At 70.8% G+C, this 13,910-nt stretch carries 13 protein-coding genes; 6 read left to right on the top strand and 7 right to left on the bottom strand.

Annotated features, from left to right (window positions below; translation table 11 throughout):
- Nucleotides 1-588: a TetR/AcrR family transcriptional regulator gene (locus AB0I59_RS10365; protein WP_358131886.1), complete on the bottom strand. Its 588-nt coding sequence runs from the start codon at nucleotides 586-588 to the stop codon at nucleotides 1-3.
- Nucleotides 589-734: 146 nt separating this feature from the next.
- Here AB0I59_RS10365 and glpX point away from each other — a divergent pair, with 146 nt between their 5' ends.
- Nucleotides 735-1,763, top strand: coding sequence for a class II fructose-bisphosphatase (gene glpX / locus AB0I59_RS10360; RefSeq protein WP_228636947.1), 1,029 nt, complete (start codon nucleotides 735-737; stop codon nucleotides 1,761-1,763).
- Nucleotides 1,764-1,791: 28 nt separating this feature from the next.
- On the opposite strand, the gene AB0I59_RS10355 is transcribed toward glpX, so the two are convergent.
- Complete coding sequence (locus AB0I59_RS10355; protein WP_358131884.1) at nucleotides 1,792-2,454, bottom strand: DUF1707 SHOCT-like domain-containing protein; 663 nt, start codon at nucleotides 2,452-2,454, stop codon at nucleotides 1,792-1,794.
- A 269-nt stretch (nucleotides 2,455-2,723) separates the two neighbouring features.
- Here AB0I59_RS10355 and AB0I59_RS10350 point away from each other — a divergent pair, with 269 nt between their 5' ends.
- On the top strand, nucleotides 2,724-3,926 hold the full coding sequence (locus tag AB0I59_RS10350; protein ID WP_358131882.1) for an MFS transporter: 1,203 nt from the start codon (nucleotides 2,724-2,726) through the stop codon (nucleotides 3,924-3,926).
- 67 nt (nucleotides 3,927-3,993) lie between these two features.
- On the opposite strand, the gene iolB is transcribed toward AB0I59_RS10350, so the two are convergent.
- Nucleotides 3,994-4,788 carry a 5-deoxy-glucuronate isomerase gene (gene iolB / locus AB0I59_RS10345; protein ID WP_061258309.1) on the bottom strand — a complete coding sequence of 265 codons (795 nt, stop codon included), beginning with the start codon at nucleotides 4,786-4,788 and terminating at the stop codon, nucleotides 3,994-3,996.
- Between the two features lie 108 nt (nucleotides 4,789-4,896).
- Entirely contained in the window at nucleotides 4,897-6,255 is a 1,359-nt protein-coding gene (gene pdxR / locus AB0I59_RS10340; RefSeq protein ID WP_061258307.1) for a MocR-like pyridoxine biosynthesis transcription factor PdxR, read from the bottom strand.
- Nucleotides 6,256-6,323: 68 nt separating this feature from the next.
- Here pdxR and AB0I59_RS10335 point away from each other — a divergent pair, with 68 nt between their 5' ends.
- Together AB0I59_RS10335 and AB0I59_RS10330 are read left to right on the top strand one after the other, a co-directional pair.
- Nucleotides 6,324-7,418 carry a DMT family transporter gene (locus AB0I59_RS10335; protein WP_358131880.1) on the top strand — a complete coding sequence of 365 codons (1,095 nt, stop codon included), beginning with the start codon at nucleotides 6,324-6,326 and terminating at the stop codon, nucleotides 7,416-7,418.
- On the top strand, nucleotides 7,303-8,958 hold the full coding sequence (locus AB0I59_RS10330) for a fumarate hydratase (protein WP_358131878.1): 1,656 nt from the start codon (nucleotides 7,303-7,305) through the stop codon (nucleotides 8,956-8,958). Before AB0I59_RS10335 ends, AB0I59_RS10330 begins: the two co-directional genes overlap by 116 nt.
- A 189-nt stretch (nucleotides 8,959-9,147) precedes the next feature.
- Here AB0I59_RS10330 and AB0I59_RS10325 read toward each other — a convergent pair whose 3' ends face one another.
- A complete protein-coding gene (locus AB0I59_RS10325) occupies nucleotides 9,148-10,074 on the bottom strand; it encodes an RpnC/YadD family protein (protein ID WP_061258303.1) in 927 nt (308 codons plus the stop codon).
- Between the two features lie 223 nt (nucleotides 10,075-10,297).
- Between AB0I59_RS10325 and AB0I59_RS10320 the strand changes: the two genes are divergently transcribed.
- Both AB0I59_RS10320 and AB0I59_RS10315 read left to right on the top strand, forming a co-directional pair.
- On the top strand, nucleotides 10,298-11,437 hold the full coding sequence (locus AB0I59_RS10320; protein ID WP_061258302.1) for a serine/threonine-protein kinase: 1,140 nt from the start codon (nucleotides 10,298-10,300) through the stop codon (nucleotides 11,435-11,437).
- A gap of 42 nt (nucleotides 11,438-11,479) precedes the next feature.
- Nucleotides 11,480-12,991: a serine/threonine-protein kinase gene (locus tag AB0I59_RS10315; RefSeq protein WP_358131875.1), complete on the top strand. Its 1,512-nt coding sequence runs from the start codon at nucleotides 11,480-11,482 to the stop codon at nucleotides 12,989-12,991.
- 8 nt (nucleotides 12,992-12,999) lie between these two features.
- Here AB0I59_RS10315 and AB0I59_RS10310 read toward each other — a convergent pair whose 3' ends face one another.
- Both AB0I59_RS10310 and AB0I59_RS10305 read right to left on the bottom strand, forming a co-directional pair.
- The gene (locus tag AB0I59_RS10310) at nucleotides 13,000-13,593 is read right to left on the bottom strand and encodes a DUF6879 family protein (RefSeq protein WP_358131873.1); all 594 of its coding nucleotides are present in this window, start codon (nucleotides 13,591-13,593) and stop codon (nucleotides 13,000-13,002) included.
- Between the two features lie 128 nt (nucleotides 13,594-13,721).
- A complete protein-coding gene (locus AB0I59_RS10305) occupies nucleotides 13,722-13,853 on the bottom strand; it encodes a hypothetical protein (protein ID WP_255705887.1) in 132 nt (43 codons plus the stop codon).
- Nucleotides 13,854-13,910: the final 57 nt, after the last annotated feature.

The raw sequence follows: 13,910 nt of genomic DNA, 5'->3' as shown, positions 1-13,910 counted from the left end.
TCAGTGGATCCGGCCGATGTAGGCGAGCGCTTCCTCCGCGATCCTGCGGGCGCGCTCGTCGTCCTCGGAGAGGGTCACCTCCTGGACGACGGCCGCGAGGGCGCCGGTGACGACCAGGACGAGGGCGTCCTCACGCTCGAAGAGAGCGGCGCTGCGCCTGGTCCACTGGCGCAGCCGTTCCCGCATGACGACCTCGAACCCGGTCGGCCCGTCGCCGCGCAGGAACAGCGCCGCGAGCTCGCGCTCGGCGAGGCATCCGTCGAGGTACGCCCGGGCACCGGCGAGGAGCAGCGTCATCGGCTCGGACTCACCCCGCGATCTGGCCTCCTGGATGGCCTGCCTCGTCCGCTGGGTCTGCCGGATCTGGAAGTCGTCGAACAGCGTCAGGTAAAGATCGGCCTTTCCCGAAAAATGGTGGTAAAGGCTGCCCACACTGGCCCCGGCCCGCGCCACCACGTCGGTCACGCCGGTCTCCGCGTAACCACACGTGATGAAGATCTCTCTGGCCGCTTCGAGGAGCGCGATCCTCGTCGCGGCACCACGCTCCGACGTGCGGACTGTGACGGCTGGCCCGGTGTCGCTGCTCATAACCGCGACGATATCCCGGCCTGCCCATCACGGGGCAGTGCCAGGGGAAATGGCCTCCGGCCTGCGGCGACCGGTCCAGACCAATCGGACAAGAACGACATACGCAACTACCATCAGCTCTTACGACGCCTGACTTAAGGGGAACGATGGCTGATCACGTACCGGCAGCGCTGGCCACTGGGGAGCGTGCTCCCGACCGCAACCTCGCCCTGGAGTTGGTTCGCGTCACTGAGGCGGCCGCGATGGCGGCGGCACGGTGGGTGGGCCGCGGCGACAAGAACGGTGCGGACGGAGCCGCGGTCAACGGCATGCGACAGCTGATCAACACGGTGTCCATGAAGGGCGTCGTCGTGATCGGCGAAGGCGAGAAGGACAACGCCCCCATGCTCTACAACGGCGAGGAGGTGGGGGACGGCACCGGCCCCGGATGCGACGTCGCGGTGGACCCGATCGACGGCACCCGGCTGTGCGCGCTCGGCATGAACAACGCGATCTCGGTCATCGCGGTGAGCGAGCGCGGTTCGATGTACGACCCGTCCGCCGTCTTCTACATGGAGAAACTGGTGACGGGCCCGGCCGCGGCGTCGGCCGTGGACATCAACGCGCCGGTCGCGGACAACATCAGCGCGGTGGCCAGGGCCAAGGGCGCGAAGCCGTCCGACGTGACGGTCGTGATCCTGGACCGGCCCCGGCACGAGCGCATCGTCAAGGAGATCCGGGAGACGGGCGCGCGGATCAGGTTCATCACCGACGGCGACGTGGCGGGCGCCATCATGGCGGCCCGCACCGGTACCGGCGTCGACCTGATGCTCGGCATCGGCGGCACGCCGGAGGGCATCGTCGCGGCCTGCGCGCTGAAGTGCATGGGCGGCGTCATTCAGGGCAAACTCTGGCCGCGCGACGACGAGGAGCGCACGAAGGCGCTCGACGCCGGGCTGGACCTCGACCAGGTCCTGACCACCGACGACCTGGTCCGCTCCGACGACGTCTTCTTCGCCGCGACCGGCATCACGGACGGCGAGCTGATGCCCGGCGTCCGCTACCAGGGCGGCGCCGCCGTGACGAACTCGCTGGTCATGCGGGGCCGTTCCGGCACGATCCGCAAGATCGAGAGCGAGCATCAGCTCTGGAAGCTGAGCGCCTACAGCGCGATCAACTTCGACACCGCCGTCTGAGGCACCACCGTCTGAGACATCAGTCCGATCAGGACCGGCGGAACAAGCCCTTCCTGGGGCGTTTCGGCGACTTGGCGATGACCTTGCCTCCGTAGACGAAGCCCGCCAGCTCGATGACGGGCGCGTCCGGCGCGTGTCCGGTCGCGCCCGGCGGGAGCCGTACCTCGTCGTGGAACGCCTTGATCCGAGCGTCCGGGGCGCTCACGACGCGGACGCCCTCCGGCACGATCAGGGTCACGGTCCCGGCCATCACGGCGAGTCGCACCACCACCCGGCGGGTCTGGAGCAGCGCCTCGCACAGGTCCATCGTGACCCGCCCGCCGAGCGAGGTGACGGGCACCTCCGAGGGCACCACCCAGCGGCCCGCCCGGTTCTCCGTACGGAAGAGGGCGACCACCGGGCGGCCGTCCATGAGGAACGGCTGGCTCTCCGGCGGGACGAGATCGGCGGTGAGGCCGACGAGGTCGCCCAGCGTGCGGGCGGCGTACGCCCGCTCAACCCGCTCCTCGTGCTCGGCCATGGTGAGCCGCCCGTCGGTGACGGCGTCCCTGAGCAGGCCGATCACCTGCTCCCTGTCGGCGTCGGACGCGCGCAGCTCGGCCGGGGAGGGCCCGGCCGGGTCTTTGGCTCCGGGCAATCCGGAACCCAGGAAAGCGGAGATCCAGTTGTTCGCGCGGGACTCGAAGCTCACATGTCGAGCCTAAGTGGTGTCGCGCGCGAAGGAACCCCCACCGGCGGCACGATCTTCCCCGGGCCATGCCGCCGTATCCACCAGGTTCGGCCGGCCGCCGTCGCCCACCGGCGTACGGGCGACCGTACGACGGCCGTGGGACACACATGACGGCCGTGGGGCAGAGGGCCCGGAGGCGGGGGGCCATCGGCATGTGCCGGGACCATTGACCACGTGATCAGCGCGGCATAACCTGAACGCCCCTCACGTTTCCCCCCTCGGAGGCCGCGTTGCCGACGCCCACGCCGCCATCGTTTCCATCGCGGCCCACCGAGCGTGACCGGCAGGCGCGGCTCGCCACGTTCGCCGTCTTCTTCGTCCAGGGCCTCACGTTCGCGACGCTGCTCACGCAGGTCGCCGCGCTCCAGCGCAAGCATGGCCTGAGCGACGGCGAGCTGACCATCCTGCTGCTCATCGTCCCGGTGATCGCGGGCGCGGGCAGCGTGCTGGCCGGCACGCTCGCCGCGCGTTTCGGCAGCCGGCGGATCCTGCGCGCCTTCCAGCCGCTGACGTGCGCCGCCGTGGTGCTGGCCGGTCTCGCCCCCACGGTCCCCCTCTTCGTGGTGGCCCTCGTGCTGTTCGGCGTCGGCCTCGGCGGCGTGGACGCGGGCATGAACATGCAGGGCGTCGCGGTCGAGCGCCGGTACGGCCGTGCCGTACTGACCGGGTTCCACGCACTGTGGAGCGCGGCGGCGGTCGTCGGGGCGTTGTGGGCGTCGGCGGCCGCCGAACTCGACCTGGACCTCGCGGTCACCTTCGCGATCGTCATGGCGCCGGGCGCCGCGGTCGCGGTCGTCGCCGCGCGCTGGCTCTGCCTTCCCGAGGAGGAGCACGTGGCCCAGGAGGTCGCCCTGACCAAGGCGCGGTTCCCCTGGAAGCCGATCATCCCGCTGTGCCTGGCCATGGCCTTCCTCTATGTGGGCGACGCGTCGATCTCCAACTTCGGCTCGGTCTTCATGGACAAGATCATGCACGCGCCGGCGTCCGTGGTGCCCCTGGCGCTGGGCGCCTACCAGGCCACGACGTTCCTGGTCAGGGTGGGCGGAGACCTCGCCGTCCGGAGGTACGGCCCGGCGGTGATCGTCAGGATCGGCGGCGCGGTCGCCACGCTCGGCTTCGTGGCCATTGTCGCCGCGCCCACCGAGCCGCTCGCCATCGCGGGCTTCGCCCTCACCGGGGTCGGGTTGTCGGTGGTCGCCCCGCAGTCGTTCTCGGCTGCCGGGCGCCTCGACCCGGCCGGGACCGGTGTGGCCATCGCCCGGGTCAACATGTTCAACTACGTCGGCTTCATCGTGGGGGCGGCCCTGGTCGGCGGCATCGCCGAGGCCGCCGACTATCGGGTCGCGTTCGCCGCGCCGCTCGCGCTGGCCGCGGTGATCATCGTCCTCGCCCGCGGCTTCCAGCCGCGCGCGTCGTCGCTGACGGCCTCATGACGCCCCGGCGCTCTCCCGGGCGTCTCCAGAACGCCGCCGCCTGTCTCATGACGTCCTCACGGCACCCTCATGACGTCGCCCACGTCTCGCGGATCCACGCGTGCCTGGGGTCGTCGGAGAAGGCCATGGACCGCTGCTCGCCCGGCCCCGCGAGGACGTTGAGGTAGTACAGGTCGTAGCCCGGGGACGCCATCGAGGGCCCGTGGTAGCCGTACGGCACGAGGACCACGTCACCGGAGTTCACTTCGGCCAGCACGTCGATGGGGTTGCCCGGCGAGCTGTACACCCGCTGGTAGCCGGGACCGCCCTCGTAGTAATAGATCTCCTCCAGCACGGCCTCGTGCTCGCCCGGCGCGTCGTGCTTGTGCGGTGGGTACGACGACCAGTTGCCGCCCGGGGTGATCACCTCCACGGCCATGAGCCGGTCGCACTCGAACACCTCCGGCGCGCAGAAGTTGTTGATCCGCCGGGTGGCCACCCCGCCGCCCCTGGTCTCGACCGGCACCGCGTCCGCCGGGCCGTACCGCACGGGCAGCCGCCGGGTCGCCTGGGCCGACGGCAGCGCGATCCGGCCCTCGCCGGCCAGGCGCACCGACGCCCCGACCGGCAGGTACGCGAAGTCGGTGACCCCGTCGAAGACCGACCGCCGCCCCTGGAGCTCCAGCCGTACGCCGTCCGCGACGACCTCACAGGATCCGGACAGGGGCACGACCAGCATCTCCTCCGAGCCGGTCTCGAACCGAACCGGCTCGCCCGCGAGATCGGCGACCCGCAGGCCGCAGTACACCCATCCCGCCAGGTCAGGGGTGATCTCCAGGTTCCACTGGCCGGAGGGCGCGGAACCCGCGGGTATGTACGTCATCTCGTCTCCTCGTTGAGAGAACACCTCGTCGAGAGGCCCACACGCCTCGTTGAGAGGCCGCACGCGTCGCCCGTCCAACATTCCGGACGGCGCACCCTCGGGTCAAGGCTATGTCCAGACATTCTGACGATCTATCATCACCCCGAGATCCCGTACGGCCTCGGCGATCCGGTGCTCGGGGAGGCGGGCGAAGCCGATCACGAGGGCGGAGGACACCGGATCGACGGTCAGGCCGCACGCGCGCGCCGCCTCGGCGACCCGCGGCTCGTCCCACCCTCCGGGAAGCTCCGCGTACAGGTGCAGACCGGCCGAGATGCCATGCACTTTCAGCGCGGGCAGGTGCTCGGCGAGCGCCCGGACCAGCGCGTCCCTCCTGCGCCGGTACTCCCTGCGCATCCGCCGCAGGTGCCGGTCGTACCCGCCGGTCCGGATGAACCGGGCCAGGGCGTACTGGTCGATCACCGGAGAGCCGAGATCGAGCTCCCCCCTGGCCCGCCGTACGGACTGGGCGATGTCCGGGGGCGCCACGAGCCAGCCGAGGCGCAGGCCGGGAGCGAGGGACTTGCTCACGCTCCCGGCGAGCACGACGCGGTCGGGGGCGAGCCCCTGCAGGCAGCCGACGGGATCCCGGTCGAACCTGAACTCGGCGTCGTAGTCGTCCTCCAGCAGGATCGCGCCCGTCTCCGCGGCCCACGCGATCAGATCCGCGCGGCGGCGCGGGGACAACACCACCCCGGTCGGATAGTGGTGGGCGGGCGTGAGCAGCACCGCCCGCGCCCCCGTCCGGGCGAGCGCGGCGACGTCGATCCCCTCGGCGTCGACCGGCACCCCGGCCAGGTCGGCGCCGGCCCGCCTGAGCAGCGGGAGCTGTCGCGGGCTCGTCGGCTCCTCCACCGCGAGCGCGACCCGGCCGCCCGCCTCCGCCAGCGCCCGCACGACCAGGCTCAGCCCCTGGGCGACGCCGGTGACGATCACCACCTGCCCGGCGTCCGCGTCGGCCGCACGCACCCGGCGCAGGTAACCGGCCAGCTCCTCGCGCAGCTCGGGCACACCCCCGGGATCCCCGTAGTCCAGGAAGTCGCCCGGCAGGGTCGCCAGCACGTGCCGGATCGCCGCCAGCCACGCCTGCCTCGGAAACGCCGTCAGATCCGGCGAAGTCGGGCGGTAGCCGTAGTACGTCGTCCCAGGGTCCCCGGAACGCCCCTCCTGCGGGCGGCCGACGGGCCCGGCGGCGACACGGGTGCCCGCGCCCACCCTGGCCTCCAGGAAGCCCTCCGCGACGAGTTGCTCGTACGCCTCGACCACGACGCCGCGGGACAGGCCGAGATCCCTGGCGAGATCGCGGCTGGCGGGCAGCCTGGCGCCCCTGACGAGCCGGCCGGAACGGATCGACTCCCTGAGCTCCCTGGCGATCTGGCCGGCCAGCCCACCCGCGCTCCGGTCGACCGCGAGATGCAGGTCAGCCAATTGGTCCTCGATTTCTATGTCCGATTGGACCCGTTGAGAGAGCCATTGCCTTCCTAGCATCACCAACCGTGACCACAGAAACCAGTACCACCGCCGCGACCGGGCGGGCGGCGGCGAGCGCGGCGGCCGGGATGTTCGTGGTGGGCACCCTGACCGCGGTGTCCGACCTCATCGCGACCTACCCCGTGTACGGCGGGCAGGCGCTGCGCTACGCCCTCGGAGCCGCCGTCCTGCTCGCCGCCGCCCGTCATCGCGGCCTCGGGTTCGTACGGCTCACGCCGCGGGAGTTCGTCCTGCTCTCCACGCTGTCCCTGACGGGGCTGGTGATGTTCAACGTGTGCCTGATCGAGGCCGCGACCGCGGCGGGCCCGACCCTCGCCGGCACCGTCCTGGGCGCGGCGCCCGTGGCCATGGCCCTGCTCGGCCCGTTGTTCGCGGGAGCGGCCCGCACGGCGCCCTCACCGAGGATCCTCGCGTCGGCGTTCGTCGTCGTGGCGGGCGCGACGCTGGCCACCGGGCTGGGCAGCGGGAACCTTCCCGGCCTGCTCTGGTCGCTGGGCGCCCTCGCCTGCGAGGTGTGCTTCTCCCTGCTCGCCCTGCCCCTGCTGCCGAAGCTGGGGGCGATCCGGGTCTCCGCCTACTCAGCGGCGCTCGCGGTGCCGTTCCTGCTGGTCATCGGGCTGGCCGTGGACGGGATGGCGATGCTGCGGACGCCGGCGGCGGCCGAGGTGCTCGGGCTCGGCTACCAGGCGGTGGTCGTGACGGCGGTGGCGTTCTTCCTCTGGTACAGCGCGCTCCCCCATCTCGGCCCGGACCGGGCGGGGCTGTTCGCCGGGATGATCCCGATCGGCGCCCTCGTCACCTCCGTGGTCCTCGGCCTGGGCGTCCCCTCGTTCGCGGACGTGGGCGGCGCCGCGGTCGTCGTGGTGGGCATCCTTCTCGGGCTCGCACCGCGTACCGGCCGGCGGCCCCCTCGGCGCCGCCCGCCCGCGCGCGGGCATATCCTCCGCTCGGAGGAACAGGCGAGACACCAGAGGATCGAAGACGATGCCCGAGTTCGACTACACCGACCTGCTACCGCTTGGCACGGACGAGACGGATTACCGTCTGATCACCACAGAGGGGGTACGGATCACCGAAGCGGCAGGCCGCAGGTTCCTTGAGGTCGAGCCGGAGGCGCTGCGCCTGCTCACCGAAGCCGCGATCCACGATATTTCGCACTATCTCCGGGCGTCCCACCTCGCCCAGCTCCGGAAGATCATCGAGGACCCCGAGTCCAGCGGCAACGACCGGTTCGTCGCACTCGACCTGCTGAAGAACGCGAGCATCTCCGCCGGCGGCGTGCTGCCGATGTGTCAGGACACCGGCACCGCGATCGTCATGGGCAAGCGGGGCCGGCACGTCCTCACCGACGGCCGGGACGCCGAGCACATCAGCCGGGGCGTGTACGACGCCTACACCAAGCTGAACCTGCGCTACTCGCAGATGGCCCCGCTCACCATGTGGGACGAGAAGAACACCGGCAACAACCTGCCCGCCCAGATCGAGCTGTACGCCGAGGACCCCTACGGCCACGCCGACGAGTACAAGCTGCTGTTCATGGCCAAGGGCGGCGGCTCGGCGAACAAGTCGTTCCTCTACCAGGAGACCAAGGCCGTCCTGAACGAGAAGCGGATGCTCCAGTTCCTGGAGGAGAAGATCCGCTCGCTCGGCACCGCGGCCTGCCCGCCGTACCACCTGGCGGTCGTCGTGGGCGGCACCAGCGCCGAGTTCGCCCTCAAGACCGCCAAGTACGCCTCGGCCCGCTACCTGGACGGCATCCCCACCGAGGGGTCGACCAGCGGGCACGGCTTCCGCGATCTCGAACTCGAGAAGAAGGTCTTCGAGCTCACCCAGAAGCTCGGCATCGGCGCCCAGTTCGGCGGCAAGTACTTCTGCCACGACGTACGGGTGATCCGGCTTCCGCGCCACGGCGCGTCCTGCCCGGTGGCCATCGCGGTGAGCTGCAGCGCCGACCGGCAGGCACTGGCGAAGATCACGCCCGAGGGCGTCTTCCTGGAGCGGCTGGAGACCGATCCGGCGCGGTTCCTCCCCGACACCACCGACGAACACCTCTCGGACGACGTCGTCAGCGTGGACCTCAACCGCCCCATGACCGAGATCCTCGCCGAGCTCACGAAGTATCCGGTCAAGACGCGGCTCTCCCTCACCGGCCCCCTCGTCGTCGCCCGCGACATCGCGCACGCGAAGATCGCCGAACGGCTGGACGCGGGCGAGGAGATGCCCCAGTACCTGAAGGACCACGCCGTCTACTACGCCGGCCCGGCCAAGACCCCCGAGGGGTACGCCTCCGGATCGTTCGGCCCGACGACGGCCGGGCGCATGGACTCGTACGTGGAGCGCTTCCAGGCCGCGGGCGGCTCGTTCGTCATGCTGGCCAAGGGCAACCGGTCCAAGCAGGTCACGGACGCCTGCGCGCAGTACGGCGGGTTCTATCTGGGCTCGATCGGCGGCCCCGCCGCGCGCCTCGCGCAGGACTGCATCAAGAAGGTCGAGGTCCTGGAGTACCCCGAGCTCGGCATGGAGGCCGTCTGGAAGATCGAGGTCGTCGACTTCCCCGCCTTCATCGTCGTGGACGACAAGGGCAACGACTTCTTCCAGGACACCACCGGTCCGGTCCTGTCCATCGGCCGGAAGGCCTGACCCGGACACCACCTCTCGCCCTATGACTGACGTGGCGGTCCGGGGTCCGGCTCACTGAGACGACTCCAGGGCGTAGGCCCTTTCTGATCAAGGAAGGGGCCTACGCGCGGGGTCATGTCGTCCTGTCTGCGGCATGCGACCAGACGCCCCGCCACCGTCAGCACCCTTGCGCCATCTGCGTCCTCGGGCTCAGGTGAAGATGTCGTCCGCGGACGTCACAGTCACCGCCCGGCGAATCCAGGCCTCCAACTGGTGCAGGTCGGAGCAACGCGTGATCCGGTCACGGGCATCAGGGGAGATCTCCAGCCCCCGGGCGTCGAGCACGGCCAAGATCGCCGCCGCCTCACCCTCAGCGCGGCCCTCCTGAAGGCCCTCCTGAAGGCCCTCCGCACGGCCCTCCTGAAGGCCCTCTTGGCGGCCCTGGTCGACCCAGTGGGACAGGTACTGACCGGCCATGCTCTCGTAGTCGTGGCTCGTCGTGGTCACGATCTCCTCCAGATGCTTGCGCGCCACTGTGGGTAGCACGGAGAACACGTAGTTGAAATATAGCTTGGCCCGTTCCTCGTCCAGCGTCTCCAGCGCCGCGACCATGGCTTCCAATGCCAGTCCGATCTCTGGTCGTTCGGCGTGTGCGGTGGCGGACAGTACGGCCAGTTCGGGGCAGGTGCGTGCCCGGTCGGGGTCGGTTATCAGTGGGATGCGGCCGGGGTGGACGGCCAGTGGGGTGATGGTGCCGCTGGGGCCGAGTGATATGGGCTGTTCGCTCCAGCGGGCCATCGGCGGATCGGGACAGATGACCATCAGGGCGGTGGCGCACTCCAGGCGTGCGCGGAGGGCGGTGGCGTAGACCGGCCAGCTGTATCGCTTTCGTGTGTCGTGACGGTTCTGTACCTCCACGATCAGCGCGAGTTGGGCGGCGCCTTCGGTGTCGCGCAGGACGACGACGGAGTCGGCACGGAACTCCACCGGGGCGAGTTGGGTGCAGTCGACGGCTTCGACGGCGGCGGTGGCGAATGGGGGCGGTTGGACGCCGGCGGCGTCGCGGAGGAGTTCCACAGCGGTCATGGGGCTGTTGCGGATGAACTCGATGGGCATCTCGTGATCGATTCCGGGCATGGGCGGGACATTACTCTCAGCTGCCATTCGATTACTTTGTGCACAGCGGCGAGGGGTGGTCGGTTTTCTACTCGGAGGAAGTTCCTTGCCAAGGAGCCTCCGAGCGCCCCGACTCCTTCACGCTCGTGTCAAATCATGAGTCAGTAGATATGACAAAAGATCTCAACAATTTCGCGGCATGGTCTCTACAGGTCGCATTGCACAAATCGGTAAGCTGCCACCCATGCGTGCGCCGTCCGGATACCAGCTCGCCGCGAGGTATCGGCTTGTCGAGCCGGTCGGGCGCGGCGGCATGGGCACCGTCTGGCGCGCACGCGACGAGCTGCTCGACCGTGACGTGGCGGTCAAGGAGGTACGGCTCCCGCTCGTCCTGGACGAGGACCTGCGGGCTGAGCTGTGCGCGCGGACCGAACGCGAGGGCCGGGCGACCGCCATGGTCGCCCACCCGTCGGTCATCACGGTCTTCGACGTCATCACCGAGGACGACCGGCCGTGGATCGTGATGGAGCTCCTCCGGGCGCAGTCCCTGGAGGAGCTCGTCCGGCGGGAGGGCCCGCTGCCGCCCCAGCGGGTGGCCGAGATCGGCCGGCAGGTGCTCGGCGCCCTGCGTGCCGTCCACGCGAAGGGCATCCTGCACCGGGACGTGAAGCCGAGCAACGTGCTCGTGACCGACGACAGGTCCGTCCTGACCGACTTCGGGCTGGCCGCTCTCGAAGGGGATGTCTCCATCACTCAGGCGGGCATCGTGCTCGGCTCCGCCGGTTACATCGCGCCCGAGCGTGTCCTGGGCGCCAAGGCGAGCCCGGCCGCCGACCTGTGGTCGCTCGGCGCCACGCTGTACACCGCGGTCGAGGGCCGTGGCCTGCACGGCCGCCGTACGGCCGCGGCCGCGCTGGCCGCGCTGACCAGCGGCGCGCCGATTCCGATGGAGCGGGCCGGCCCCCTCGCGCCGGTCCTGCGCGGCCTGCTGCAGATCGACCCGGACGCCAGGCTCGACGGAGTGCGGGCCGCGGTGGCGCTCGCGCGCATCGCCGCGGGAGGCACCGGGGAGGAGCCGATCACGCACCGGCCCGTCCGGCCTTCACCCCCGCCCGCCCTGCCGCCCGCGATCCGCAGGCCCACGCACCGGGGCCAGCACCGCGCGGAGTCGCGCCCCGTGGTGAGGACGTCCCCGCACAGCTTCCCGCGCGAGCTCCGCGAGGACATGACCGGGATCCCCGCCCAGCGGCGCCGTCCCACCGAAGGGGTCCACCGGAAGCCGTCCGAGCGCCCGAAGACGCGGAACTCGATGGCGCAGAGGTTGCGCACGGTCATCCAGGTGATCCTGCCCCGGCGTTTCTGGCCGAGAAATTTTCTCAACTAACCAGAAAGCGTTCCGCGAGGAGGAATCGCTATCTTTCTTCTCATGGGGAGCAGGCTGCTCATCGATCGGTACGAACTGACCACCACGCTGGGACGCGGCACGATGGGCACCGTCTGGCGGGCCTTCGACCGCACGCTGGGGCGTGACGTCGCCGTCAAGGAGATCCGCCAGGACCCGTCGCTCAGCGCCGGGCAGCGGCGGGAGCTACGAGAACGCATGATCCGTGAGGGCCGCGCCGCCGCCCGGGTCAGCCACCCCTCCGTCGCCACGATCTACGACGCGATCGAGGTCGACGGCAGTCCGTGGATCATCATGGAGCTCGTCGAGGGCAGGTCCCTCGAGCAGGTCATCGAGGACGAGGGGCCGTTGCCGCCCCGGCTGGTGGCCGAGGTCGGCTTCGATCTGCTCGCCGCGCTCCGCGCGGCGCACCTCCAGGGCGTCCTGCACCGGGACGTGAAGCCGAGCAACGTGCTGATCACCGAGACCGGCCGGGTCGTGCTGACCGACTTCGGGATCGCCAAGGCGGAGGGCGACAGCGCCCTGACCAAGACCGGCATGGTGATCGGCTCTCCCGGTTACACCGCGCCGGAGCGGGCCCGCGGAGATCACACGGGGCCCGAGTCCGACCTCTGGTCGCTCGGCGCGACCCTGTACTTCGCGGTCGAGGGCCGGCCGGCGTACGAGCGGGCCTCGGTCGCCGAGACCCTCAGCGCGCTGATGACGGAGTCCGCCGACCCGCCCACCCAGGCCGGTCCGCTCCGGCCCGTTCTCGACGGCCTGCTGGAGAAGGACCACACCGTACGGCTCACGCCGGAACGCGCGGCGGCGATGTTGCGCACGGTGGCCGACACGCCCGTCGGCGCGACGCCGGTCGCCACCCCGCCGGTGAAGCAGCTGGAGCGCGAGCGGCCCAGGAAGCGCACGGATGCGGAGGCCCCGGCGGGATACGAGGACGCCGGGTCCGAGCCGCCCGCCGAGGAGTACCGGGCCGACCAGACCATGGTGGTCATCCGTCCCAAGGCCGGGCTCCGCCTGCCGCCCGGCCCGGGATCCGCGCGGCCGCCCGCCCCCGAACCGGCCCGACCGCCGCAGAGCCCCGCACCCGCCGCACCGCCGATGCCTCCGGTACCTTCGGCCCACGCGGCACCGCCGGCGCCTTCCGCTCAGCCGGGACCCGCATGGCAGGGACCCGGACCGGCAGCGGGACCGACAGCGGGACGGGTCGGAGGCGCGGCGGACGCGGGCGGACGCGATGACACGACCGTCGCGGGCCGGCTGCCCGGCCTGGCGCCGCGCGTCCAGGGACCGCCGCCGCCCGCCACCCAGATGCCCGTCGCGCACCTGCCCCAGGCACCCGCCGCCGGACCGGCAGGCGGACCAGCAGGCGGACCGGGGGGCGTACCGGGGGGTGGCCTCGGCACGGACCTGTTCGCCATGCACGCCACCCCGGCACCTGACCGGGGCGGCCGGATCCGGGTGCTCCTGCTGATGGGGCTCGCGGTCGTCGCGTTCCTCGTCCTGGTCGTCCTCGCCATGACCGCGCTGAGCGGCTAGGGAACGCGCTACTTCATCGCGGTGGGGGCGACCTCCCGCGTGAAGAAGGTCATCAGTTCCTCACTCCGCTCGAAGAGGGAGGACAGCACGGCGCGCGTGTGGCGTACCACGTCGGGGTCGATGATGCGCCGGGCACCCGTGTGCACGCCGCTCTCGTCGTAGAGGACCTCGTACATCCGGTCCCCCCGGAGGATCACCAGCTCGGGCAGCGGTGCGGCACGTTCCATCTCGGCCACCGCCGATCCGGGCAGCACCCGGATCCGCTCACCCGCCGCCACCCGCTCGACGAACGCGTGCATCTCCCATCGCATGTACGGCGTGAGCGGGGTCTCGACGATCCGGACCCGCCGGAACTCGGCATGTCTGCGGTAGTACTCGATCAGTGATTCCCGTGTCTCCCTGAGCAGCGCGAGCGAGCGATCCCAGTCGCCCTCCCGCAACGCGACCCAGCTCGGAAAGTCCTCCTCGTCGAAGTGCTGGGCCCGCTCCAGCTTGATCGCCGGCTGCGCCACCGACGCGTACACCTCGGCGAACTCGGCCTGATAGGCCTCGACGGAAAGCGTTCGCGCCGGCGCGTTCCGCACAGTGTCGACGAAATCCATGTCTCCCTTTCGGCTCGGCGGCCCGTCGTCCCGATCCACTCCCGCCGTTCCCCCGGAACCCGAACCGGCGGAAACGTGCCGGTGGACACGCCGGCCTCCGGCGTGTCCACCGTCCATCCGTACGGCCGTCAGTTCGAGTTACCGTTGCTGGCCGGCCATCCCGTCGTCTCGATCTTGTCGAGCCTGCGGATCAGGATCTGTTCCTTCTTCTCGCTCTCGCCCTCATCGGGGAGATCGGGAACGATGTCGTCCGACTTCACGGCACGGCCCTTCTCTCGGGGTCTCGTCAAGACTCACGATCAGCAAATTCCACAAGT

The organism is Microtetraspora glauca, from assembly GCF_040656155.1.
GTDB lineage: Bacteria > Actinomycetota > Actinomycetes > Streptosporangiales > Streptosporangiaceae > Microtetraspora > Microtetraspora glauca.
This window is presented reverse-complemented; position numbering and strand designations above follow the sequence as displayed.

Excerpts from the sequence above, each read along its gene's own strand:
- AB0I59_RS10320 (WP_061258302.1), top strand. The coding sequence starts at position 10,298 with ATGCGTGCGCCGTCCGGATACCAGCTCGCCGCGAGGTATCGGCTTGTC.
- AB0I59_RS10330 (WP_358131878.1), top strand. The coding sequence starts at position 7,303 with ATGCCCGAGTTCGACTACACCGACCTGCTACCGCTTGGCACGGACGAG.
- AB0I59_RS10315 (WP_358131875.1), top strand. The coding sequence starts at position 11,480 with ATGGGGAGCAGGCTGCTCATCGATCGGTACGAACTGACCACCACGCTG.
- glpX (WP_228636947.1), top strand. The coding sequence starts at position 735 with ATGGCTGATCACGTACCGGCAGCGCTGGCCACTGGGGAGCGTGCTCCC.
- AB0I59_RS10310 (WP_358131873.1), bottom strand. The coding sequence starts at position 13,593 with ATGGATTTCGTCGACACTGTGCGGAACGCGCCGGCGCGAACGCTTTCC.
- AB0I59_RS10365 (WP_358131886.1), bottom strand. The coding sequence starts at position 588 with ATGAGCAGCGACACCGGGCCAGCCGTCACAGTCCGCACGTCGGAGCGT.
- AB0I59_RS10325 (WP_061258303.1), bottom strand. The coding sequence starts at position 10,074 with ATGCCCGGAATCGATCACGAGATGCCCATCGAGTTCATCCGCAACAGC.
- iolB (WP_061258309.1), bottom strand. The coding sequence starts at position 4,788 with ATGACGTACATACCCGCGGGTTCCGCGCCCTCCGGCCAGTGGAACCTG.